Source organism: Prosthecobacter algae (genome assembly GCF_039542385.1).
GTDB classification, from domain to species: domain Bacteria; phylum Verrucomicrobiota; class Verrucomicrobiia; order Verrucomicrobiales; family Verrucomicrobiaceae; genus Prosthecobacter; species Prosthecobacter algae.
In genome coordinates, this window is the sequence record NZ_BAABIA010000003.1 from 468,672 (window position 1) to 492,926 (window position 24,255).

The 24,255-nt window shown below is 58.7% G+C and carries 20 protein-coding genes and 1 tRNA gene; 10 read left to right on the top strand and 11 right to left on the bottom strand.

All coding sequences use genetic code 11. The features are described from left to right. Nucleotides 1-88 precede the first annotated feature (88 nt). From ABEB25_RS08780 to ABEB25_RS08815, 8 genes are all read right to left on the bottom strand, one after another. Nucleotides 89-1,675: a PQQ-binding-like beta-propeller repeat protein gene (locus tag ABEB25_RS08780; RefSeq protein WP_345736013.1), complete on the bottom strand. Its 1,587-nt coding sequence runs from the start codon at nt 1,673-1,675 to the stop codon at nt 89-91. Between the two features lie 64 nt (nt 1,676-1,739). After that, nucleotides 1,740-2,441 carry a TetR/AcrR family transcriptional regulator gene (locus tag ABEB25_RS08785; RefSeq protein ID WP_345736014.1) on the bottom strand — a complete coding sequence of 234 codons (702 nt, stop codon included), beginning with the start codon at nt 2,439-2,441 and terminating at the stop codon, nt 1,740-1,742. Nucleotides 2,442-2,507: 66 nt separating this feature from the next. After that, on the bottom strand, nt 2,508-3,224 hold the full coding sequence (locus ABEB25_RS08790; RefSeq protein WP_345736015.1) for a PIN domain-containing protein: 717 nt from the start codon (nt 3,222-3,224) through the stop codon (nt 2,508-2,510). Between the two features lie 124 nt (nt 3,225-3,348). Further along, the gene (locus tag ABEB25_RS08795; protein WP_345736016.1) at nt 3,349-4,473 is read right to left on the bottom strand and encodes a citrate synthase; all 1,125 of its coding nucleotides are present in this window, start codon (nt 4,471-4,473) and stop codon (nt 3,349-3,351) included. 156 nt (nt 4,474-4,629) lie between these two features. Next, entirely contained in the window at nt 4,630-6,021 is a 1,392-nt protein-coding gene (locus ABEB25_RS08800; protein WP_345736017.1) for a transglutaminase domain-containing protein, read from the bottom strand. Nucleotides 6,022-6,116: 95 nt separating this feature from the next. Beyond that, entirely contained in the window at nt 6,117-6,818 is a 702-nt protein-coding gene (locus ABEB25_RS08805) for an ABC transporter ATP-binding protein (RefSeq protein ID WP_345736018.1), read from the bottom strand. A gap of 3 nt (nt 6,819-6,821) precedes the next feature. Next, entirely contained in the window at nt 6,822-8,570 is a 1,749-nt protein-coding gene (locus ABEB25_RS08810) for an efflux RND transporter periplasmic adaptor subunit (protein ID WP_345736019.1), read from the bottom strand. Between the two features lie 71 nt (nt 8,571-8,641). Next, entirely contained in the window at nt 8,642-10,330 is a 1,689-nt protein-coding gene (locus ABEB25_RS08815; protein ID WP_345736020.1) for a TolC family protein, read from the bottom strand. A 291-nt stretch (nt 10,331-10,621) separates the two neighbouring features. Between ABEB25_RS08815 and ABEB25_RS08820 the strand changes: the two genes are divergently transcribed. Further along, the gene (locus ABEB25_RS08820; protein WP_345736021.1) at nt 10,622-11,302 is read left to right on the top strand and encodes a sigma-70 family RNA polymerase sigma factor; all 681 of its coding nucleotides are present in this window, start codon (nt 10,622-10,624) and stop codon (nt 11,300-11,302) included. 120 nt (nt 11,303-11,422) lie between these two features. On the opposite strand, the gene ABEB25_RS08825 is transcribed toward ABEB25_RS08820, so the two are convergent. The 3 genes from ABEB25_RS08825 to ABEB25_RS08835 all read right to left on the bottom strand — a co-directional run bounded on the left by ABEB25_RS08825 (nt 11,423) and on the right by ABEB25_RS08835 (nt 14,091). Continuing rightward, complete coding sequence (locus ABEB25_RS08825) at nt 11,423-12,184, bottom strand: ice-binding family protein (RefSeq protein ID WP_345736022.1); 762 nt, start codon at nt 12,182-12,184, stop codon at nt 11,423-11,425. 390 nt (nt 12,185-12,574) lie between these two features. Next, nucleotides 12,575-12,648, bottom strand: a tRNA-Gln gene (locus tag ABEB25_RS08830). Between the two features lie 93 nt (nt 12,649-12,741). Beyond that, nucleotides 12,742-14,091, bottom strand: coding sequence for an alanine/glycine:cation symporter family protein (locus ABEB25_RS08835; RefSeq protein ID WP_345736023.1), 1,350 nt, complete (start codon nt 14,089-14,091; stop codon nt 12,742-12,744). A gap of 144 nt (nt 14,092-14,235) precedes the next feature. Between ABEB25_RS08835 and ABEB25_RS08840 the strand changes: the two genes are divergently transcribed. The 9 genes from ABEB25_RS08840 (at nt 14,236) to ABEB25_RS08880 (ending at nt 24,225) form a co-directional block, all read left to right on the top strand. Beyond that, nucleotides 14,236-15,375: an ABC transporter substrate-binding protein gene (locus tag ABEB25_RS08840; RefSeq protein ID WP_345736024.1), complete on the top strand. Its 1,140-nt coding sequence runs from the start codon at nt 14,236-14,238 to the stop codon at nt 15,373-15,375. A 140-nt stretch (nt 15,376-15,515) separates the two neighbouring features. Next, nucleotides 15,516-16,427 carry a branched-chain amino acid ABC transporter permease gene (locus ABEB25_RS08845; protein WP_345736247.1) on the top strand — a complete coding sequence of 304 codons (912 nt, stop codon included), beginning with the start codon at nt 15,516-15,518 and terminating at the stop codon, nt 16,425-16,427. Further along, the gene (locus tag ABEB25_RS08850) at nt 16,424-17,359 is read left to right on the top strand and encodes a branched-chain amino acid ABC transporter permease (RefSeq protein ID WP_345736025.1); all 936 of its coding nucleotides are present in this window, start codon (nt 16,424-16,426) and stop codon (nt 17,357-17,359) included. Before ABEB25_RS08845 ends, ABEB25_RS08850 begins: the two co-directional genes overlap by 4 nt. Beyond that, a complete protein-coding gene (locus ABEB25_RS08855) occupies nt 17,356-18,141 on the top strand; it encodes an ABC transporter ATP-binding protein (protein ID WP_345736026.1) in 786 nt (261 codons plus the stop codon). The genes ABEB25_RS08850 and ABEB25_RS08855 overlap by 4 nt, the downstream gene beginning before the upstream one ends. Further along, the gene (locus tag ABEB25_RS08860; protein WP_345736027.1) at nt 18,122-18,544 is read left to right on the top strand and encodes a four helix bundle protein; all 423 of its coding nucleotides are present in this window, start codon (nt 18,122-18,124) and stop codon (nt 18,542-18,544) included. The genes ABEB25_RS08855 and ABEB25_RS08860 overlap by 20 nt, the downstream gene beginning before the upstream one ends. 161 nt (nt 18,545-18,705) lie before the next feature. Next, complete coding sequence (locus ABEB25_RS08865) at nt 18,706-19,413, top strand: ABC transporter ATP-binding protein (RefSeq protein ID WP_345736028.1); 708 nt, start codon at nt 18,706-18,708, stop codon at nt 19,411-19,413. Between the two features lie 222 nt (nt 19,414-19,635). Further along, entirely contained in the window at nt 19,636-21,357 is a 1,722-nt protein-coding gene (locus ABEB25_RS08870) for an ABC transporter ATP-binding protein (RefSeq protein ID WP_345736029.1), read from the top strand. A 403-nt stretch (nt 21,358-21,760) separates the two neighbouring features. Continuing rightward, nucleotides 21,761-23,149: an FAD-binding oxidoreductase gene (locus tag ABEB25_RS08875; RefSeq protein ID WP_345736030.1), complete on the top strand. Its 1,389-nt coding sequence runs from the start codon at nt 21,761-21,763 to the stop codon at nt 23,147-23,149. Beyond that, entirely contained in the window at nt 23,146-24,225 is a 1,080-nt protein-coding gene (locus ABEB25_RS08880) for a beta-ketoacyl synthase N-terminal-like domain-containing protein (RefSeq protein ID WP_345736031.1), read from the top strand. The genes ABEB25_RS08875 and ABEB25_RS08880 overlap by 4 nt, the downstream gene beginning before the upstream one ends. Nucleotides 24,226-24,255 lie beyond the last annotated feature (30 nt).

Consider the following 24,255-nt stretch of genomic DNA (forward strand, 5'->3'; position numbering starts at 1 on the left):
TCCCTGACGAGACATTTCACTGCCGCCGACACCCCACTTTAGGGGGATGCCGGACAGGCGGCGAAAATGCACGAAACCCCTCCCGCCCTCACTTTGCCAAAGGCAGCTCGTAGCACACGGCCTCACGATCATTGCGCACCAGCAGGTAACGGCCCGCCAGCGTGGGATGGTTCCAGGTCTTGCTGCTCAGGGCACCGATCTTGCCCAGTTCCTGAAATCCTTCGGGCTTCGCTGCCGCGAGATGAACTGGGCCGCTTTCGCTCTGGATGATCACCAAGTCATCCACCAGCAAGCTCTGACCGGAGGCAAAACGCCCCTCTTTCCACAAGCGCTCCCCAGTGGCCAAATCCACGCAGGCCAGCCGCCCATCGTCCAGGCCGTACGCATGGCCTCCCCGCGCCGCCGGGCTGTTGAACTGCGTCTTCATCTTCATGCCCGCCCACAGTTGTGTAGCCGCCAGAGAACCATCCGCTGCCGCCTTGATTTCCAGCATTTGACAGCCCATGCCGTAACCGGCGGAAAGAAACACCCGGTCCTGGCCTAACACCAAGGGTTGCGAAGCCTTGGGCCAGTTCGCACCACCCCATTCATGCTCCAGCAGCACCGCACCACTGGCAGGATCATAGGCGGTCAAAGAGCGCACATTGTTACTCAGGATCACCCGTTTTCCCACCAAGGTGGCGAGCATCGGCGAGGAATAGCAGGCTTGGTCATCTCCCGCTTTCCAGGCCAACTCCCCAGTGTCCAGCCGATAGGCAAACAGCACGGGCCCCTTCGTCTGACCGCCCGTCACCACTACCTTATCATCCACGATCAAGGGTGAGCAACTCACGCCCCACTCGATGTTTTCCAGCTTGTTCTCCCCCAGGACGGAGCGCTGCCAGATGGGCTTGCCGGTGGTGGCGTTGAGGCAGTTCAACAGCCCCGTCGCCCCATACGCATAAACCCGCCCCTCATGCACCGTCGGCGTTGCATGGGGGCCATCCCCACTCTGCCATTGGGAAAAGCGCACCGGGTCCGCATAGGACCACAGCAGCTTGCCCGTGAAGAGATCGTAGCACGTCACCATCTCCTCTTCGCCTCGCTGCTCCTGCGTGTAGGCTCGCCCCTGGACTATCGCATAGGCGGACCACCCCAAGCCAATCGGCTGACGCCACAGCTCCTTCGGAGTCACCGCCTTCCAATCGGCCGCCAGCTTAGCGCCCGTGACTGTGCCGTCTCGATTCGGGCCAAAGAACTGCGCCACATCGGCCGACTGGGCCAGCATAGCTGCATTCGGCGACCAGCCCTCGGCAGCTTCCGCCGTTTTCATCTTGGCCAGGGAGGGACCTTCGGATTTCGACCACTTCCACACGATGTTCGGCAGTCCGGTACCATCCAGGGTCCCATCCACTCGTGTCGCCCATTTCGCCACGCCTCCCAGGACCAGCAACACCGCCAGCCCCGTCAGCCGGAAACGCCAGGAGAAGCGTGGAGTGAAGACAAACCACAAACAGTTCAGGATCACCACCAGCAGCGGGATGGCCGCCGTGAGCCAGCTTTTGAGATTTCGCTCAAACTCAGGCAGCGAACGTATGTAGAAAACGGCAGCCATGCCCAGAAGGATCGTGGCGATGGGAAACCAAGGCAGGCCACGAGAACGTGCTTTGGGGACGGAGGATGAATCAGTGGTCATAGACGGATACGGATATTGTCATTTCGGAGTGAGTGCTTACTTCTACACAAAATCAAAAAAAATATCAGCTCATCAGCAGAGCAAACGCCTGCGGGTGATAATTTCGACGAATGGCCTCGGCATTCAGCCCCAGGCCCTGCAAGGCAAACCAGACCGCCTGTTCCACCTGAGCTGCGCGATCCACTTCCAGCTCCACCACGGGGCGGCCAGGCATTTCATTCAGCATTAGCATCGCCGCAAAGTGCTGCACAAACCATGCGCCGACCTTTCCCTGCAAAGGTGAAGCTTCGGCATCGCCTGCAGCCATGGCCACAGCGAGGCAAGACTCCATCTTTTGGATAAACTCGCGCCCCACGCGCTGCATGAAACCCCGGGCAAAGTTCCCATCTTCGATGATGCTGTTTGCCAGCAGGCGATGCAGGGCCTGCTCCGCCTCCGGCACCGCAGACACGGGGCGCAGCATCTTGGCCATCATGTAATGCACCAGCGTTACCAGCGAAGCCGTGGAATCCTCCAACTGCCCCAGCATTTCCGCCTTCTCCCCCGCCTTGGCTTGGCAGCAATGGGCTTGTAGGGCGATGTAGAGATCCTCCTTGGTCGGAAAATGGCGGAACATCAGCGCCTCAGAAACGCCCGCCGCCTTCGCCAGTTCCTTTGTGGTCGCTCCATGGAAGCCACGCTCGGCAAACACTCCCAAGGCGGCATCCAAAATGCCCCCACGCCGCTCATCGCTGGGCAGACGCGAGTTGGGAGTGGCTGGAGGCATGGCACATCATGTAAGTGATTACTTACATTCGTCAACCAACATTTGCCTCTGCCTGTTCAGCTTGATCTAAAAGTGATAGGTCAGAGCCTTTTGCGTGTCCACCTTTACCCGCCCGCTTTGGATAAGGCGCTGAATGAGTTGAGGTATATCTGGGTTGGCCGCATCCTTCTGCAAAAAGGCGGCCAAACAGGTCAGCAGAGTCTTCTCGCGTTTCGGCCGATTTCCTGATTTCTTCAGAAAAGCCACCACACGTTCCAACTCCGTCCCTGCAGGTTTGGCGTCGGCAGTCTTCTTCACTACATGAACAGCGGAGCCCAATTCCTCCACGTTTAATTTGGAAGAGGGGACCTTTTTGACCACGATGGTTTTGATGACCTCAGGCTTCACAATCGCCGGCTTTGGGCGAGGTTCGATGAGATCCCGAAAGTCCTCATGCCGTGAAACCGCCACCTGCCGACTGCGCAAATGCTGAACCAGCGGATCATACCCGGTGTCTTTAGACACAATGTGGTACTGGCCTCCAGGGTAGCTCAGCACCGCTTGGCCGACATAATAAGAGAGAGCAAAATCGAGTGCATTTTTTCCGGTGGATTGCAGGCGGATGATTTGGACAGCATCAGAATGCTGCAAAAGCTTTTCCACCACTTCCACCCCCAGCTTGGTCTGCTGAGCCCCCATCATCAAAGTAAATTGGAATCCCCGGCGTCCCACCAGAGACAGGTCCAGCTCATGCACATTCTCGAAATCAATGAACACGTGATGGCAGGGCGCTGGAGGGATCATAATACCGCATTCAATCTAAGCGATTGACCCAATCCCCCAAGTGGAATTTCCACACAAATAACCACTAACCATAAAAAAGGCTGCCCGGCAAAACCGGGCAGCCTTGAAATGAAACGGCGACTGATTAACGCTCGTCGATTGGCACGACCTTCTGGCCGTAGGGGCGACCGACGTATTCGCTCAAGGGGCGGAACAGGCGGTTTTCGCTCCACTGTTCCAGCACGTGGGCAGTCCAGCCGCTCATGCGGGCGATGGCGAAGATCGGCGTGAAGAGATCTGTCGGGATATCGAGGCTGTAATAAACGGTGGCGCTGTAGAAGTCCACGTTCGCATTCAGGCCTTTGCGTTCCCGCATGATCTCAGCGATGCGCTCAGACATCTGGATCCACTTCGCTTCGCCAAGCTGGGCGGTGAGCTGGATGGCCATCTCGCGCAGGTGCGGTGCGCGTGGGTCGAGGACCTTGTAAACGCGGTGGCCGATGCCCATGATCTTCTTCTTCTGAGCCAGGGCGTCTTCCACCCAGGCATCCACCTTGTCAGGACTGCCGATTTCTTCCAGCATGTGGATCACGCCTTCATTGGCACCGCCGTGAAGAGGGCCTTTGAGTGCGCCGATCGCCGCGCTGATGGCGGAATACATGTCGCTGAGCGTGGAGGCCACGACACGGGCGGTGAAGGTAGAGGCATTGAAGCCATGCTCGGCGTGCAGCACGTAGGCCACATCCAGAGTCTTCTCAGCTTCCTTGCTCGGCACTTCGCCAGTCATCAGGTAGAGGAAGTGGGCGGCTTCGCTGAGGTCCTTGCGGATCGGCGGCAGTTCCTTGCCGGTGCGGGCGCGGTGGAAGTAAGCGGCAATCACACCGATCTGCGACACGAGACGGATGGCCGTGGCGAGGTTCTCGCTCACGTCCACATCGTGACGATTCAGCTCATAGCTGCCCAGCATGGAGACCGCTGTGCGCATGATGTCAATCGGCTTGGCCTTTTTAGGGGCGGCCAGCAGATAATCAATCACGCCCTGCGGCAGCTCACGCTCAGCACGCAGTGCGGTGGTCAGTTTCTCCAGTTCCGCACGGTTGGGCAGCTTCTGGTAAAACAGCAAATAGACGACCTCTTCGTAGCTGACTTTGCCGGCGAGTTCATTGATGTCGTATCCGCAATAAAAAAGGATGCCTTCAGCACCCTTCACTTCCCCGAGACGGGTTTCTGCTGCGACGATTCCTTCGAGACCTTTGGAGACGACTGCCATGGCTGTTTTTAATGGTATGGGGGTTTGCGATTGGAAAGAGGTCAACATACGGGATGGATCTCCCGTGTCTTTGTGCGAGTTAGCTGCAAGCGTGCAAACGCTCAAGGCAAAATACGCTCCAAGAGCGTTTCCTGAGCCAACTTCCCCATCTTCGCATCAGTGGCGAGGTTTTCCCCCAAGCTTTTCCTGACCCTGGGGTAAAGGCATCTGCCAAACAGCCGCATCCTGGGGGATTCCTTCCAGCTCCACAAAAGGTGCCAGCCCTGGTTCCCGACGGGCAGGCCGGACCTCGTGTGAGGCGGCTGAGGAGGTCTTCCCTTCCTGGTCTTTGGCCACGTGGGACTGGATCCGCGAAAGCAGGCTGCGAGGTTCCAGCCGGGTCCAGACTTTGCCCGACCAATAGTCCCCCTTCCAGCCCTGGCCAGGAGTCGAATGAACGTAGAGGGCAAAGCGGTCGAACATGATTTCCGGCACGTAACGACTGCCGACCCGCGAGACCAGGGGCGGATTGGAGGGATCTGGGCGGCCTTCGGTGGACTCCAGCAAGTATTCTTTGTCATCCACCTTCACCACCACCCAGGCATGCCCTCCCATGTCACCGTAACGGCCCAGGGCCACGCGCGCCTGAAACCCGCGCGAGAGCAGCCAGTCACACAAAAAGATCGCGGAGTCCTCACAGTCTCCGCGGCCTTTCCGCTGCGTGTCCAGGCTTGTTTGCCAGGCATCGGTCGATTCCTTTTTGGAGCCAGGGTCTTTGGTATAAACGCAGTTGGCATGCACAGCCGCCCAGATGGTGAAAAGCTCATGCACCCGGGAGTCATCTTTAGCAAAAATGGCCGGGGGGGCATACCCGGTCAGGAACTCATTCACAAAACGATACCGCCCGGCCTCATCCGCAGCCACGACAGCATAGGTGCGCCGGCATTGCGGGCACTCAAGTCCCAGACTGTTCTGGGCACGAGAAACCCTGACAATGTGGGGATGCTGGCAGTGCGGGCAGGTGCTGAAAAAAGCCTCCTGATCACTGGCCGTGATGGCCTCCGGACTGAAGTCTTCCAGGCGCTGGCCCACGATCAAAAGAGCGTGGGTCACCAGTCCGCCAGCAGATCGGCGGAGCGCACAGGCCAGATGCGTCATCTCAGGCGCGGTCTTCTGCGAAAAATCGTGAAACTGGTCCAGCAAGGCCCGCAAAGACGGACCACTGGCCGTGCAGACGGACACCTGCAAATAGCGCGGCATTTTGTCCTGCACGATCCGGGTGAGGGCGTTCACATCATCCAATGCCATCGTCGGGAACTCTGATTCCAGCCAGGTCTCGAGTTCGATGTCCATCTTCAGCAACGGCTGCCGGGCCCCCATGCGGACGAAATTGATCCGGTCCACCAAATCCACCTCAAAGCGCACACCTGAGTACGCCTGGTCCTCACCGCTCATCCACTCCTTGAACCAAAGGTCCCAAGCGGCCAGCTTGCCATTTTTATGGGCCATCAGTCCGCCAGCCAGGGTAAGGCCGAGGAGGATGGACCAAAGGAGAAGACGGGCAAGCATGCGCAGTCCTGATTATAGTATTTATAGACAAAGACGCAATCCCAAAGCTATCTGAGATCCATGACTCGCACTCTCGCTGGCCGCAGGGGCATGGATCAACGCCTTGCCTTGGCTCCGCGCTCATCCGTTTCCACCACACCGTCGCGTAGGCGGATGATCCGGGTGCAGCGTTCCACCATGCGTTCGTCATGGGTGACGAAGACGAGGGTCTTCCCCTGTTCGTTGAGCTCGTCAAAAAGGGCCAGGATCTCCTGGCCGGATTTCGAATCGAGGTTCCCGGTGGCCTCATCCGCCAAAATCATGAGAGGGCTGTTGGACAGGGCACGGGCGATGGCCACACGCTGCTGCTGCCCACCGGAAAGTTCGTTAGGCTTGTGAAAGAGCCGATGCCCCAGGCCCACCTGGTTGGCCAGCTTTTCCGCCACCTCGCGCATCTGCGCATCATCAGCCCCGCCATAGTACATGGGCACGGAGATGTTCTCCAGGACGGTGAGCTGCTGGATGAGGTTGTAACTCTGGAAGATGAAACCCAGGTTGCGATTGCGCGCCGCCGAGAGGTCATCATCGTTCAGCGTCGCCACGTTTTCGCCGCCGAGGAAGTAGTCACCGCTGGTCGGCTGATCCAGGCACCCAAGAACATTCAGCAGCGTGGATTTACCACAGCCGGAGGGCCCCATGATGCAGACGTACTCGCCTGGATGGATGTCAAAGGACACCCCCTGGAGCACTTGGCTCAGGACATCGCCCATCTGGTAAGACTTGCGAATGTCCCGCAGACTGATGATCGGTTCAGACATGCGTCACTTTACGGTGGCCACATCCTTGGGCTTGGCTTTGCCCTGCCCTTTGGGTTTGGCGGGTGTGACAGGATTTTCAGGCAGGCCGGGGGCCGTCGGGCCGTCCGCCTTGTTTTCTGGCACCAGTTTCTTCGGCAGAGACAGGGCGACGAGCTCGCCCAACTGAAGGCCAGTGCGCACCTCGATGAATTCATCGTTGAACAGGCCGGTCTCAACGGAGCGGCGGGCGAGGTTGCCGCTCTCATTCACGTAGCAGTAGTGGTGGTCGTTTTCGACCTCGATGCTCTGCACGGGGACGAACATGACATCGGCAAGCTGATCAACCAGGATTTCCACCTTGGCATTCATGCCGGGCTTCATCCAGGGGTGAGTGCCCAGGATGTGGATGGAGGCGGGGTACACCTTCAGGTTAGGCGTGTAACGACTGCTGCTGGAGTCTGGAAGAACGGCGAGTTCCGCCACTCGACCTTCCAGGACGATGCCTGGCTCGGCATCCACCTTGATGAGGGCAGGCTGGCCGATGCGCACCTTCTTTACCTGGGATTCGTGGACGTTCACATGCACGCCCATCTGGGACATGTTCGGAATGGTGAGGACGGTCTGGCGGAAACGGACATTGCTGCCTTCCTCAATGGACTCGCTGTACCGGGCCGAAGCACTGGCATTCAGATCGCCATAGGCGACAAGGCCCGGCTGCACCGCCCGCATCATGCAGGCCTTGAGCTGACGATCGAGGTCCTCCTTTTTGGCCAGCTCCATTTCATAGCGGCGCTTGGCCGTCTGGAAACGTGTCTCGGCCTGGGCCATTTTGGAACGGTTCGCCCGTACGGTGCGCTGCAGCTTGGTCAGGCTCTCGCGATAACCCGAGACCAACTGGGCACACATCTTGGAGAAGGCGTATTTTTTAAACAGGGCCAGTTCCGTACTCGCGGTCTTGCCGGCGAGAGACACTTTTTCAAAGTTGACTTGGTCATTCTCCAACTGCGTTTTGGAAATGAAATCACGTGAGGCGAGACGCTGCGAGGCCTCGACTTTTTGCTTGGCCACGGCCAGCTCGGATTTGCGTAGCAGAAGTTCGTCTTCCAACTGACGGAGCTTTTGCTGAGCTTCGCCATCACCGCTGTTTTGACCTTCCAGGAAAGGCGAAAAATCAATGCGTTCGGACTCGGCAGAACCGATGGCGTTTTTCAGCGGGCGGATGGGGTCTTTTTTCGCTTCCACCACGGCGGAAACATTGGTGCCAGCTTCGAGCTGGGCATTGGCCTGGGACTCGAGCTGATCCGCGAACTTATCAAATTCAGCCGCATCTTTAGGCAGCCCGGCAGCAGCCAAAATCTTCATGCTCAGTTCCCGACCCAGGTACTTTTCAAAGTCCATCAGGGCGAAGATGGCAGTCTCCTTCATGTCACGCACGAGGCTCTGGTTCTCGCTGCGCTGGATCTCGCGGCCCTCGTCGGCATCAATGTAAGAGGCGACGGTGGTCTGAAATTGGATCTCGTGGTCCTGAATGCGGGTTTTCAGGTCGGAGTTGTCGAGCTCAACCAGGACTTTCCCTTCCTTCACATCCTCTTCCGTCACCAGATAGCCTTCCGGAATCAGGCTGAGGATTTTGGTCGGCGTTTCGATTTCCGACTTCAGTTCAAAGTTCTGCAAGGCACGGATTTCCCCGCCCTGGAGCACGTTGATCTGTAGCCGTCCCTTTTGGACGGAGAAAGTAGGCACATCCTCGGCCTGCCGGTCTGAGCCGGACATGAGGAAACTCACTGCAGCAATCCCTGCCACAGCGACTCCTCCATAGATCCAGATTTTAGACTTCGCCTTCTTCATGACTCTCCCTTCGGTTTCTCGTTATTCAATACGTCTACCCACGACCCGTCTTTCTGAATGTAGAGCACTCCCATGTCGCTCCAGAGCTGGAGACGGGCGATGACGTGATCAATCAGGGTGGAAACAACAAGGTCGCGTGCGGTGATGAGGCGGTCCTGGGACTCCACGATGTCACGGGCGGTCCCCTGCCCTTCCTCCATGAGGGCGGTCTCGATTTCGAGACGCTTTTGCGCCAATTCCAGGCCCCTCTGAGCCAGGTCATACTGCTTGCGGGCGACGGCGAGGCCGCGCCAATCGCTGCGGATGGTGTTGCGGAGCTGCTCCTCCGCAAGGTCGAGCTGACGCTGGGCAAGCTGCTCATCCAACTGGCTGGCGCGGAGCTGGTTACGCTCAGGTTTTGTGTTCAGGTTCAGGTCCACATCCACGCCGCTGGCGAAACGGCGGACCTTGGGGTTCAGTTCCAGGCCCTCGTTGTTGCTGGGAGTGCCGACTTGGTAGCCCACCAGGGCATTCAGGGTGGGAAGGGTCTGCTGATGGGCGATCTTCACCCGGCGATGGGTATCGGCCAGGCGGTCGCGCTGGTTGTAGAGGTCCAGGCGGGTGATGAGGGCGGTATCCAGGACGGTTTCCAGGTCATCCCGGGGCTCCACCACCTCCAGCCGCTTCAGTTCATCATTGCTCAGAATGATGCGCTCCGTCACTGGCAGGCCCAGGGCCACCTTGAGGTCATCGAGCTGCTCCTCGTAATTGCGGACGGCGGTGATCCAGTTACGCTCATAGGTGAGCTGGCCTTGCTGGATCTGTTTCAAGCTGGACTGGGTGCGCAGATTGGCCGCAGCGAGTGCGCCTTCACGCTCGATGGAGGTCGCCGCAGCACGGTTCGCCACGTAGCGGTTGCGGGCGGCCTCGCGGGCCTGGAGGGTGCGCAGATACTGAGTGGTGATGCTGACGGTGAACTCCTTGCGGTATTGGGTGAAATCGCGGATGGCGTAAAGCACATCGCGCTCATCCTGACGGAGCGGCTCCGATGCAGCCAGCACCCCGGCCCCGCGCAGCAAAGGCTGGGACAGGTTCACCGTCGCACGGGAATCGCTGAGATTGCGCACACCACCGGTGAAAAAGCGGGTGAAGTCGGTCGTCAGGTCCAGCGCCAGCCGGGCCCCGGTCCTCATGAGGTAGTCCACGCCCACACCGCCATCGGCCGTGAGGGTTTTGCTCCGTACGAGGTTGTTCACTCCGGTTTTCACCTGGGATTCCGTGTAGGTGCCGCTGCCGTCCGCGCCCAGGATCGGGCTGTAGAGCTGCCGAGTCCCGGTGAGAGTCAGCGCCGAAAGATAAACGATTTCCTTCCGGTTCAGGTAGGTGCGGTTGCGATGCACGGCAAAGTCCAGCGCATCCGCCAGGGTGATCACCCGTGCGCCTTTTTCGATGTAGGCACGGTCGCCGAGGAAATCAGACGTTTCGGAATTTTTGATGAGCACCGCCAGGTTGGCTGGCTGCGGCGGGGTCACGCTCAGCAGCGTGTCATCTTCAGCTCCTGGGACGATTTGGGATTTTTGCCCGATGATGCCGAACACTTCCCGGTCCGCCCATTTTTTAAAGAAGCCCTGCGAACAGCCTGACATCAGACACACGCTCAGCGCGGCAACGGAGTGCAGCGAACGGTACAGGCGGCTGGAAGGCATGGATGACAGCATAACAAGAAAGCGATCTGCTCAAAAAAGGGTTAGGCGAGCAGACTGACAGGGTTGGGGGATGAATACTACGCCCCCCAAAGCCCGTCTCTATCAGGGCAGGTTAAATAATCCGCGTTCGCACAATGTCATCCGCCCCCTGCCGATTCTTCATCAGGCCCGCAGCCAAACCTGTATTCAGCACCGAATAACGTTCATTCCAGAGATTTGCCGCATCCAGAACGGCCTGCCGGTGTTTCAAATAGCCGTTGCCACACCTGCCTCACCCCTACACTTTCCATCATGGAGGAACCGCTCCCAAAAGAAATCACCGAAGAAATGATCAAGGAAGTGTCCGGCTCCCCGCCGACACGCAAGACCTTGATCGAGCGACTGGACAACTGGAGCGACTGGTCGAGCTGGGATGAATTCTACCGGACCTACTCCGGTTTCGTCTTTCACGTGGCGCGCAAATCTGGCCTGAGTGATGACGAGGCCAGCGACGTGGTGCAGGAGACCTTCATCGGCGTGGCCAAGAACCTGCAAAAGAAAAAATTCGACACCAGCCTGGGTTCCTTCAAATCCTTCCTGCTCAATCAGGCCCGCTGGCGCATCTTGGACCAGTTTCGCCGCCGTAAAAAACAGCAGAGCCGCGAGGCGAACCTGTATGCGGATGAAACCGATGACCGTCGCACCGCCCCGATCGACCGCTGTGCCGACCCCAATGGCATGGCCCTGGAAAAGCTCTGGGACAAAGAATGGCAGGACAAGATCATGGACATCGCCCTCCGCCGGGTGAAGGCCCTGGTCTCACCGCGTCAGTACCAGATTTTCTCCTGCTACGTGCTCAAAGGCTGGGACCCGGAACGAGTCAAAAAGGAATTGGGGGTCAATGCCGCCCAGGTCTATCTGGCGAAGCATCGCGTGGGTCGCATTCTGAAACGCGAGGCTGCGAAGCTGGCGGCTGAGGAAGAGGAGACATAGAATCGGCGACGGATCAGCACCTGATCTTGCATTCCTCACTTCCAAGTCAGGAAACACGACTCTGCTGCGGATGGCCAAGTGCAGCAGGCGTTGGTCCTCATTTCTGCTGGCAGGCGGTATTCAAGACTGGGCCCGACCACGGCGGAAGAAGAAGGTGGTGAGGCCGCATAGGACCAGGAGCAGCGCGCCGGGCTCGGGTACGGCAATGAGATTTGAGTCAAGGGTCACCGCCCCCGTCAGCGCGATTACGCGTCCTTCCACTGTGGCTCCCGTGGTCAGCGTATCGCTGACAAAGGCGAGGATGTTTCCCTCAAAGTCGGTCCCGGTGCCCAACGTCGCGGAACTGCCGACTTGGAAGTACACGTTGTCAGAGGTAGCCCCATTGATCGTATCGATGATGGATAAGGATGCCGTGGTCAGGGTGCTGCCGATCTGGAAGACAAACAGCGGATTGTCCAGGCCGAGGCCGTCCAGGGTTAGGGTGCCAGTGAGCTGGGCGGAGGAGTCAAACTGATAGACGCCCGGAGTCAGTGTGAGGCCACCCAGGTCCTGCCCGGTCAAAATCTGCGTCTCCGGCATCAGCACCAGGATGTTGTAGGCGTTCAGGGCATCCGCCTGCGCCTGGATGGCCAGGGCATCATTCAGATGGATGGTGCCAGAAAAGGTCCCTGGCGGAAAGCCAGAGATCGCCGTGCCTGGACTCACCCCCAGATCGCCCGATAAACTGGTGGGCCCCGTGTTGGTCACGGTGGTGGCCGCCAGAACAGAGAAGCTCTCGGCAGCGCCGAGCGAAACGGATCCCGCATGCAACGGCGATCTGGCCGCGAGGAGGATGCAGGCGGCGGTCATCAGGGAGATCTTTAAATAGGGGAGCGAATTCATTTTGATATTTCTTTTGGTTAGGCTGGGGCGTGGACGCAGTGCAGCAGGAGAGCAGGAGGCTTTTGAGAGATGAACCTGAGGGCAGCATGACCCAGAGGAACCGATGGAGGAGCCTCCCGCAGCACCGTGCTACATCAGAAGACCTCCGTGATTGACGGGAGAACGAGAGGCCGTTGGCGGCGTGTCTTCTTAGGATTCCAAACGAGCCATCATTTGACTCGTTATGGATTTTACAATAAAACAGGTTTTTTACCAGCTTATTTTTCTCCGCACACCTGCATTCATTCCTACTGATAGGTCTTTTGCCAACGTTTACCCAGGGTAGAAATGAGATTGCCCGAGTCTTTTACAGGCTAGAAAACCCTTTTTGGAAGGCCAGCTTTCTGGCCCTGGCTACCCCGCATGGATTCGAACCATGAACGAGAGATCCAAAATCTCCTGTGTTACCATTACACCACGGGGTAATGCGGTGAGGGCCGTCAGAATAGACCTCCCTCTGACGCTGTGCAACAGGCACCGTCAGATTTTTCACGTCTTTTCCAGCATCGCGCCGGAGATCACTCGTCCTTGCCGCACAGGTCGGACTTGTGGGCGCGAGTTTCGGCCACGATCACGCCACTGAGGGCGATGAGGGAAATCAGGTTGGGAATGGCCATGAGGCCGTTGAAAGCATCAGACAAATCCCAGACAACACCGAGCGGCAGCACAGACCCAGCCAAGACAGCCGCCACCCAGAGAAGGCGATAGGGCTTGACCGCCCGGCTGCCAAAGAGGTACTCGGCGGCCTTTTCCCCGTAGTAACTCCAGCCCAAAATGGTGGAGAAAACGAAGGTCACGAGGCCAAAAATCAGGATGTAGGGACCATAGACATGCAGGTCAGCAAAGGCGGCCTGGGTCAGTTGCACCTTGCCCAGACCCTCCTTCCAATGACCGCTGCTGACGATGACCAGACCCGTCATGGCGCAGACGACCACGGTGTCCCAAAACGTGCCCGTGGAAGAAACCAGGGCCTGACGCACGGGATTCTTGGTCTGGGCGGCCGCCGCCACGATGGGTGCGCTGCCCAGGCCGGATTCATTGGAAAACAGGCCGCGGGCAATGCCGTAGCGCATGGCCTCCTTCATCCCTGCGCCGATGAAGCCGCCAATGGCCGCCTGTCCGGTGAAGGCGGAATTAAAGATCAGCGAGAGGGTCTCTGGGATGACCGCGTAGTTTTTGATGAGGATGCAGGCGCAGCCGATGACGTAGCCGATGGCCATGAAGGGAACCAGCACGCTGCAAAAGCGGGCGATGCTCTTCACCCCGCCCAGGATCACGGCACCAGCCACCACGGTCATGAGACCGCCGACCGACCAGGCAATGACATTTTTGTCATACGCGGGCAGCAAGTTTTGCACATGGCCCACCACCGAATTGGCCTGGGACATGCAGCCAATACCGAAACCAGCCACGCAAGTGAACACAGCAAAGACAATGCCCAGCCAGCGCATGTTCATGCCGCGCTCCAGCACATACATGGGGCCGCCGGCAAAGCTGCCATCTGGCATCTGCACACGGTATTTCACGGCCAGCAGAGCCTCACCGTACTTAGTGGCGATGCCAAAGACGCCGGTGAGCCACATCCACAGCACCGCCCCAGGCCCGCCCGCCGCCACCGCGCTGGCGACACCGATGATATTTCCTGTGCCGATCGTAGCCGCAAGAGCCGTCATGAGCGCTCCAAATTGCGACACATCGCCCGAGGCCCCTTCGTCCTTGGTCACAGAAAGTTTGATGCCCCGGAGCAGGTGCTTTTGAATGAAGCCCGTGCGGAAAGTCAGAAACAGATGAGTACCAAACAAAAGAATGATGAGCGGCAGTCCCCAGACGAATCCGGCAAAGTCGGCGGCAAATTTGGCAAAATCCATAGAATGCCCTTTTAGCCGCCCTGCGGGGTAGAAGCCAGAAAAACAAGTGCATCCTTGTGCAGTTCTCGAAGCGCAGCCGCACCAAGGAGCCTCTCGAATTCCCCTTGCCCATGGTATGCAGGCTGCTAGAAAAGCTCCATGCAGATGCAAAAGCGCCAATTTTTTGTTTTAGGGGCCATCGGACTTCTTGTTTCCGGCCTGACCGGCTGCAACAAAAGCGGCGGGGACACGATCCTGATCGGGGAGTTTGCATCCTTGACCGGCAAGGAGGCCACCTTTGGGATTTCTTCCCACGAAGGCACGATTTTGGCGGTCAAGGAGATCAACGCCGCAGGCGGTGTGCTGGGCAAGCAACTGGAACTGAAAACGGAGGACGACCAGTCCAAGGCGGGCGAGCCGGCCAACGTGGTGAACAAGCTGATCTCGAAAGACGGCGTGGTGGCCATCCTGGGCGAGGTGGCCTCCAGCCGATCCCTGGAAGCAGCACCCATCTGCCAGCAGAACGGAGTGCCGATGATCTCCCCGGCTTCCACCAATCCCAAAGTGACCGAAACTGGCGACCATATTTTCCGGGTCTGTTTCATCGATCCCTTCCAGGGGACGGTGATGGCGAACTTTGCCACCAAAACCCTGAACGCCAAGAAAGTGGCTGTCTTCACCGATGTGAAGAGCGATTACAGCAAGGGTCTCGCCAAATTCTTCAAGGAAGGCATTGCCAAAGCAGGTGGCCAGGTGGTGGCCGAACTGGATTTCAACGGTGGCGACAAGGACTTTAAGGCTCAACTCACAGCCATCAAGACCGCCGGACCGGACGCTGTTTTCATTCCCGCCTATTATACAGATGTGGCTCTGATCTGCATCCAGGCCAAGCAACTGGGCATCAGCATCCCCTTCCTGGGCGGTGACGGCTGGGAAAGCCCTACCCTTATCGAAATTGGCAAAGATGCCGTCGAGGGGCACTACTTCTCCACCCACTATTCTGCGGATGCCGGCACGCCCAATGTACAGAACTTTGTGGACTCCTACAAAAAGGAATATCAAGGCAAGGTGCCTGACGCCATGGCCGCCCTGGGTTACGACTCTGCCATGTTCCTTGCGGATGCCATCAAGCGCGCCAACTCCACGGAGCCTGGCAAGATCCGGGAAGCCCTCGCAGCCACGAAAGAATTTGAAGGTGTGACGGGCAAAATGGCCATCAATGCACAGCGCGATGCGGTGAAATCAGCCGTGATCCTGCAGGTCAAAGGTGGCAAATTTACGTTTGTGGAAACCGTGAACCCCTAAGTGCTGATAGCCGGGAATCGATGGTGAAGGGGCTGAACCAGCAAATCCGCCCGTTCTTCATGAATCCCGGCATGCGCATCCCACCAGCCCGTCTGCCCTTTTAAGGCCCCCAGCAATCAACGCTCAACCTTCAACTTCCTCTGGACTGGTTTCTTCAGCAACTCATCAACGGCCTCGCTCTGGGTGCGATCTATGCACTCATCGCGCTAGGTTACACGATGGTCTATGGCGTGCTGCGGTTCATCAACTTCGCGCACAGTGATGTGCTGATGCTGGGGGCCTACTCGGCCTACTTTCTGGCTCCTGCGGTGGAAAAGGTGGCTCCCCTGCCCTCCGTCACCGGGGCGGTGATCGTGGTGCTGCTTTCGGCCATCATCTGCGCAGGGATCGGCATGCTGATCGAGTTTCTCGCCTACCGCCCGCTGCGATCCCGGCCAAAGCTGACGGTGCTGATCACTGCCATCGGGGTGTCCCTGTTCATTGAGTACACCTGCCAGCACAAGGCCGTGTTTGGCGCAGACACCAAGCCGTTCCCTCGGCTGCTGGGAGAAAGCGACCTCCACCTCGGCGGCTTGGTCATCGGCAGCAACGACCTGCTGGTCCTGGGGGTGACGGTACTGCTGCTGGCGGGCCTGTGGTTCATCGTCCAGCGCACAAAGATCGGCACCGCCATGCGGGCGGTTTCCTTCAATCAGCAGGCGGCGGCGCTGATGGGCATCAACATCAACCGCATCATCTCCTTCACCTTCGGGCTGGGCTCTGCGCTCGCCGCCATCGCCGGGATTTTGTATGCAATCAAAGCTCCGGGGATTGATCCCCTGATGGGTGTCCAGCCAGGGCTTCGGGCCTTTGTGGCGGCAGTCTTGGGCGGCATTGGCAATCTGCCAGGCGCGGCACTCGGTGGACTGTTGCTGGGGCTGCTGGAAACCTTTGCCGGGGGCACCCCCGGACTTTCGAATTACCGGGACGGCATCGCCTTTGCCATCCTGATCCTCATCCTTTTGTTCAAACCTGCCGGCCTGCTCGGCAAAGCCACGGTGGAAAAAGTATGACCTCCATGAATGGCGCAAAACGCTGGCTGCTGGCTGGCATCATCCTGGCCGTGGTCGTGTCCCAGTTCTCGGGGCAGTTCAACCGCTACTACCTGGGCATCCTCGTTGACATCGGTATCAACATCATTCTGGCCGTGAGCCTGAACCTGATCAACGGCCACACAGGCCAGTTCAGCCTTGGCCATGCCGGTTTCATGGCAGTGGGCGGCTATTCAGCGGCCAAGTTCACGCTGGTGGTGGCCCCGATGGTTCCGGAAAGCCTGCAGCCGCTGCTGTTCCTGGTGGCGCTGATCCTGGGTGGCCTGCTGGCGGCCCTGGCTGGCGTGGCGGTGGGTGTGCCCTCCCTGCGGCTGCGAGGTGACTACCTGGCCATCGTGACACTCGGCTTTGGCGAAATCATCCGTGTGGTGGTGCAGAACATGGAGAGCGTGGGCGCTGCCAGCGGGCTGAAAGGCATCCCCAAGGAAACGACGCTGGGCTGGACCTTTGCCCTCGCCGCCATCACCATTTACGTCGTCGCTGCATTGGTCAATTCCACCTATGGCCGCGGCTTCATCGCGGTGAATGATGATGAAGTGGCCGCTGGCTCCATGGGCATCAATCCCGTGCGCTACAAGGTGACCGCCTTTGTCATCGGTGCCTTTTTTGCCGGCATCGCCGGGGGGCTTTATGCGCATCACAAGCAGTTCCTTTCGCCGACAGGTTTCGACTTTTTGAAGTCCATCGACATCGTGGTCATGGTCATCCTCGGCGGCATGGGCCGCACGGTGGGGGTGATCATTGCAGCCATCCTGCTGACTCTTCTACCTGAGGTGCTCCGGCAGTTTGCGGACTATCGCATGATCATTTACGCCCTGCTGATCATCGGACTGATGATTGCCCGTCCGCAGGGCCTGTTCACCTTTGGCAAACGGAAAGGAGCGGCAACATGAGCAGCCCTCTCCTCCAAATGGACAAGGCCACCATCCGCTTTGGCGGCCTGACGGCCGTCTCTGAGTTGAGCCTGAGCATCGGCCCCCATGAACTCGTGGGCCTCATCGGCCCCAATGGCGCGGGCAAAACCACGGCCTTCAACCTCATTAGCGGTGTGTATAAGCCCACTGACGGGCAGATCCATTTCAATGGAAAGCGCGTGTGCGGACTGAAGACTCATCAGCTCACGAATCTGGGTATCGCGCGCACCTTTCAAAACATCCGCCTGTTCGGTTCCCTGAGCGTTTTTGACAATGTGCGGGCCGCCACCCAGTTGCACCGCAGTCACGGCATCATCAATGCCCTGTGGCGCGGCAAGGGATTCCTTCACAGCGAAAGCGAAGTGGAAAAAGAGGTGCTGGAGCTTCTGGACATTTTTGACCTGCGGCGCCTGCGTGATGAAGATGCCAAGAGCCTGCCCTACGGCGACCAGCGCCGGCTGGAGATCGTGAGGGCGCTGGCCACCCGGCCCAAGCTGCTGCTGCTGGATGAACCAGCCGCCGGGATGAACCCCACGGAGAAAGAGGAGCTGATGTACCTCATCCAGTTCATCAAAGACAAATTTCAAATCGCCATCCTGTTGGTCGAACACGACATGAAAGTGGTGATGGGCATCTGCCAAAAGATCGCCGTGCTGGAGTACGGCAAAAAGATCGCCGAAGGCACACCTGAACAGATTCAAAAAGACCCAAAGGTGATCGCCGCCTACCTGGGCACTGAAGATGAAGGTGCCGAAAGTTGATGGTCGGGAGTTGATGGTTGATGGGCTGAAACTCGCGAAACTTATGTTTAACTTTGAGAAACTGGAAGTCTGGCAAAAGGCGATTGAGTTCGCTGATCTGGTTTACAGCCAGACGCGAGACTTCCCCGCCGACGAACGGTTTGGGCTAACCAACCAAATGCGCCGCGCCTCCGTTTCCATTTCTTCAAACATTGCCGAAGGTTCTTCACGGTTCTCCAAGAAAGATTTTGCTCGATTCATCGAGATCGCCTGTGGCTCTGTCTTTGAAGTGGTCTCCCAGTGTTTTATTGGCCGGAATCAAGGATTCCTCTCCTCAGAGCAATTCGAAATCCTCTATCATTCCACCGAGCAGCAGGGCAAGATGCTCAGCGGACTCCGCCGGTCTTTGCTTGAAGAAGCCTGATGACCCTTGCGACCCTATGAGCCTCTTAGCCAACCAGAGAATTCTCCCGCAGGTCATGAACTCATGCCGTATGATGAACATTCAGACCCAGGATGCTTTTGGGAAGACTGCGTTTAGTGACTCCGTCTATCAACCCTCAACTCTCAACCATCAGCCTGCTTATGCTTGAGATCCAAAACCTCGAAGTCTCCTATGGCTCCATCAAGGCCCTGCATGGCATCTCGATGAAGGTGCCGGAGAAGTCCATCGTCACGCTCATCGGCGGCAACGGGGCGGGCAAGTCCACCACCCTGCGTACCATTTCCGGTTTGGTCAAAGCACGCGCGGGCAAGGTGATCTATGACGGCGCGGACATCACCAACCTGCCTCCGCATCAAATCGTGGGCCGCCACCTCTGCCACGTGCCGGAGGGGCGCATGGTGTTTGCCAATCTGACCGTCCTGGAAAACCTGAAGATGGGGGCCTATCTGCGCCATGACCGGGCAGGCATTGCCGAGGACATCGAGTATTCGTTCAATGTCTTCCCACGCCTGAAAGAGCGCATCAGCCAGCACGCGGGGACGCTATCCGGCGGGGAGCAGCAGATGCTCGCCATCGCCCGGGCCCTGATGAGCCGCCCCCGCTGCCTGATGCTGGACGAGCCTTCTCTGGGCATCGCGCCCATCCTGGTCCGCGCTATTTTCAAACAGATCGTCGCCATCAACAAGGAGCGTGGCATCACCATCCTGCTGGTGGAACAAAATGCCAACCTCGCTCTCGGCATCTCCCATTACGGCTATGTGCTGGAGACAGGAAAAGTCCTGCTGGAAGATGAGGCCAAAGCCCTGAGGCTGAATCCGCAGGTGCGCGAAGCCTACCTGGGTGACTGATCGAAAGCAGCACGCACAGTCCGCAGTTCCAAAAGCCGATTGCGTCAGCTTTGCGGAGTGATGCCGCTGCCATCGGGCGGAAGCTTCAAGCTCGCAGGTCCCCAGCCCGTCGTGGTCGCTTTCTGATCAGAGAACTTGGCTGGCTACTTTCTGAAGGCGGCTCATTCGTCCCTTCCATTCTCCATTCACAGGCGTAGTTTCACCCTTCCCCTGCCTCCGCCCTTGAAAACCACTCTTCGCGTCTTTTCCTACCTGCGCCGTTACCCGCTGATGGCCGCCGCCCAGCTTTTCTGCGCCATCACTGGTACTCTTATGGTGGTGGTCTTCCCCGCCGTCACCCGGGAGGTGCTGGATGTGGTGGTGCCCAAGGCCCAGTGGGACCGGCTGGGTCCCCTGATCCTGACGGCCCTGGGGGCCTACTTTGCCCAGCACCTGTTCAACAGCCTGCGCATCATGCTGAACAATACCTTTGAGCAAAAGGTGATCTATGACCTGCGCAGCGACCTCTACCAGCGCCTGCAGACGCTGCCGCTGCGGTGGTTCGACAATCGGCCTACCGGGGACATCATGACCACCGTGGGGGAAGACATCCCGAACGTGGAACGTGTGCTGATCGATGGCATTGAGCAAGGACTCGTGGCCATCATCCAAATCGCCGTAGTTGGCGTCTTCATGTTCCAGGCAGATGTCACCCTGGCGCTTTGGGCATTGGTGCCCATCCCCTTCCTGGCCGCAGGGGCGCTGGGATATACCCGCTCCTCGAAGGACCGCCACCGAGCCGTGCGCCGGGCCAGCAGCGGCATGAATAGCCTGCTGCATGACAATGTGGCCGGCATGCGCCAGATCAAAGCCTACGCCATGGAGGCCGAGGAGCACTCACGCTTCAACGCCGCCAGTGCGGCTTTAAAGGCAGCCTCCCTGCATGTGATGCGCATCTGGGCCATCTATCGGCCCGGCATGCACTTTCTTACCAGCGTGGGCATGGTGCTGGTACTGTGGATGGGTGCCCGGGGACTGATGGAAGGGCGAATCGAAAAGGGGGATCTGGCAGCCTTTCTCCTCCTGCTGAAGTTTTTTTACGACCCCATCGAGCAACTGCACCAGCTCAATCAGATCATACAAGGAGGACGCGCAGCCGGCGAACGCGTCTTTGAAATCCTGGATACCGAACCCGAAACGGACACCGTGGAGGGACGTACCCTGCCCGCCATCACCGGTCATGTGCGCTATGAAAACGTCGGTTTCAGCTACGGCGGAAAAATCCCCACCGTCCACGGCATCAACCTTGAGGCCCAGCCCGGCCAGACTATCGCCCTCGTGGGCTCTACAGGGGCGGGAAAGTCCACCCTCATCAATCTGCTGACCCGCTTTTATGAATATGACGAAGGCGTCATCACAATTGACGGAGCCCCCGTGCATGAATTGAACAAAGCTTGGCTGCGCAGCAGCATCGGCTACGTGACCCAGGAAAGCTTCCTCTTCAATGGCACCGTCCGGGAGAATCTAGTCATCGGAAAACGAAACGCGACCGATGAGGAGCTGTGGGAAGCCCTGGCCAGTGCCAACGCCGACGGGTTTGTCGGGCGGCTGGAAAAGGGCCTGGATACCAAGGTGGGAGAGCGCGGCGTGAAACTGAGCGTAGGGGAAAAACAGCGTATCTCCATCGCCCGCGCCCTGCTGCGAAATCCACCCATCCTGCTGCTAGACGAAGCCACAGCCAGTGTGGACACCGAGACGGAAAGACAGATCCAAACAGCGCTGGATCGACTGATGGAGAACCGCACCAGCTTTGTGATTGCTCATCGACTGAGCACCGTCCGCCACGCCGATTGCATCTACGTTTTAAATCAAGGTAAAATCCTAGAAAAAGGAACCCACGATAACCTAGTTTCGCAGAACGGAATCTACGCCAATCTCTGTAAGAGTTCGCTCATAAAGAATTAACCGTTAGTATCTAGGTAGGCAATGTAAACCATGGTTCGTTACGAACCTTTTGCAAAGATATTTGGACTTTTTGCAATAACACGTGTTGATTTACAACGCTTAATTATGGGCATCCTCGTCGTCTCACTCATTGGCGCGGCCACTCTGGCTGCGTTCATTTTTAATCTCCGGCGATCCAAGCCTCGGAGTCGCTGGCGTCCGCGTGATTGATTGCCATCAAACTTGCAATTCAATTACCTGTTTATTGCCAGACTCACCCATTCTCGCCATCCTACTGTGCGTCGCGAAGATGAAAGTCGTGCAGAAAATCCTCTGCTTTGACGGCTTGGTGATCGCCTAGACTGCTGTCATAAACCCGTTGTTGGCGAGTTGCCATGTCCATGGGATACGCCACACTGAAAGGGTGAATTCCGTCACCCCAGCCCACGCGGCCAGCCTCCGCGCCCTGCTTTCTCCTGATCGTGTCTTGACGGCCGATGAGGACATTTTGCCTTACAGTTTCGATGGCACCGCTGCGCTCAAGGTCCGTCCAGGGGCGGTAGTTTTTCCCCGCACTTCCGAAGAAGTGGCCGCCTGCGTCAAGCTGGCCCGGGAGGCCCACATCGCCGTGGTCACCCGGGGTTCCGGCACGGGTCTCAGTGGCGGCAGTGTGCCCTCCCCTGGCTGCCTCGTTGTTTGTCTGGTGCAGATGGACCAGATTTTAGAAGTCGATGAAAAGAACCTGACGATGCGCGCCCAATGTGGGGTCATCACCAAGGAGATCGATGATGCCGCAGCCAAGGTGGGTCTCTTTTATCCGCCTGACCCCGGCAGCATGAAAATCAGCACCATCGGCGGCAATGTGGCCGAGAACAGCGGCGGCCTGCGCGGGCTGAAGTATGGCGTCACGCGCGATTATGTCATGGGCATCCAGGTGGTCCTGCCGGATGGCACACTGACTTGGCTGGGCAACAAGTGCGTGAAGGATGTGGCCGGCTACTCCATGAAGGATCTTTTCATCGGCAGCGAAGGCACTCTGGGCATCATCACTGAGGTGCTCATCAAGCTGCTGCCCCGCCCCGTCGCCCGCAAGACCATGCTGGCACTCTATGACCGCATGGAGTCCGCCGCAGAAACGATCAGCGCCATCATCGCGGCCAAGATCATCCCCTGCACGCTGGAGTTCCTGGACCGCACCACCGTGCAATGCGTGGAAGATTACGCCAAGATCGGCCTACCTACCGATGTGGAGGCCCTGGTGCTGATGGAAACCGATGGTCACCCTGTGGTGGTGCAGGAAGAGGCCGAACAAATGATGCAACTGGCCCGCCAGCACGGGGCCCGCGAGGTCCGTGCCGCTGCCGATGAAGCCGAAGGGGCCAAGCTGGCCTCCGCCCGCCGCAATGCCTTCTCCGCCCTGGCCCGCGTGATGCCCACCACCATCCTGGAAGACGTCACCGTGCCGCGCACGGAGCTAGCGCACATGGTCGGCTTCATCCGCGAATGCGCCATCCGGCATAACCTCAAGGTGGGCACCTTCGGCCACCTCGGCGATGGCAACCTGCACCCCACTTTCCTGACCAATGAGCGAGACCACGAGGAGATGCATCGCGTGGAGGCCGCGCTGGAGGAAATCGTCAATGAAACCCTACGACTGGGCGGTACCGTAACGGGTGAGCATGGCGTCGGCCTCGCTAAAAAAGCCTTTGTACGCCGCCAGCTTGGCGATGGCAGCTACGAGCTGATGAAGAGCATCAAACGCGCACTCGATCCCCAGTGCCTGCTGAATCCAGGGAAGATTTTTGATCTGTGAGCCGCATCGTCATCACCGCCGCTGAGACGGCCTGTGCCCTCGGTAACACTCTGGATGCCAGCCTTGCCACCTGGCAGGCGGGGCGCAGCGGCCTAAGCCAGCAAGAGGGGCTTTTGGCCGGGCGCATCGCCGATCGCAGCCTGCTCAAAGGCCGCCGTTATGGGGCGGCCAGCAATCTGGGCGTGCAGGTGGCGCGCCGGGCCGTGGCCCGTGCTGGCTGGGGCGAGGCAGAGACCCGCAGCGCCTGGCTCTTTGCCGCCAGCAGTCGGGGCAATGCCGGAGAGCTTCTCGGTTCCCACGCCTGGCGCCGCCCTTCCCGCCGCTTCAGCGCCAGCAACACCCTGCACAGTGAAATCGCTGCCGCCATTAGCATTGAGCTCGGCATCCGTGGCCCCTGGCAAATGATTTCCAATGGCTGCTCCGCTGGGCTGGATGCCCTCGGTTTCGCGTGGATGGCCTTGCAAACAGGGCTCACTCAAAGGGCGCTCGTCGTCGCGGTGGACCTGCCGCTTTACCCGGAACTGCTGCGTGATTTCCTGGATACACGCCTGCTTTCCAACAGCAGCCGCAATGATCCCCTGTCTCCCCACACCTCCGGTTTTCATCCCGGTGAGGCCGGCGTGGCCCTGACGCTAGAACTCGGCGGTCAAGGCCCCGTGGTGAAGCGCTATGCCGCCAATAGTGATGCCTACGACTCCCTCGTCATCCCCGAAGATGGAGCGCCACTGGCCGAGTTGCTCACGGGTTTTGAAAAACCCGATCTCCTCTGCCCGCACGCCACTGGCACGGCCAATCACGCCCAGGCGGAAATGAATGCCCTGCGCAGCACCTATGCCGAGGTGCCGCCCCTGCTGCTGCTGAAACCTTTCACCGGCCACACCCTCGGGGCCAGTGGTCTGTTGGACATCGCCCTGATTTCCGAGGCCCTGCGCCGTCGTGCCATGCCAGGGAACCTTTCCGGCCTCACCTGCCCTGACGGCCTGTGTTTAGACCTCCCTGCCCAGCCCCAGAGCGTGCTCAAGATCGCCTCCGGCATGGGTGGCCACAATGCGGCGGTGCTGCTGACACACGAATGATCTCTGGCCTCAGGCAGTGGCAAATTCGGG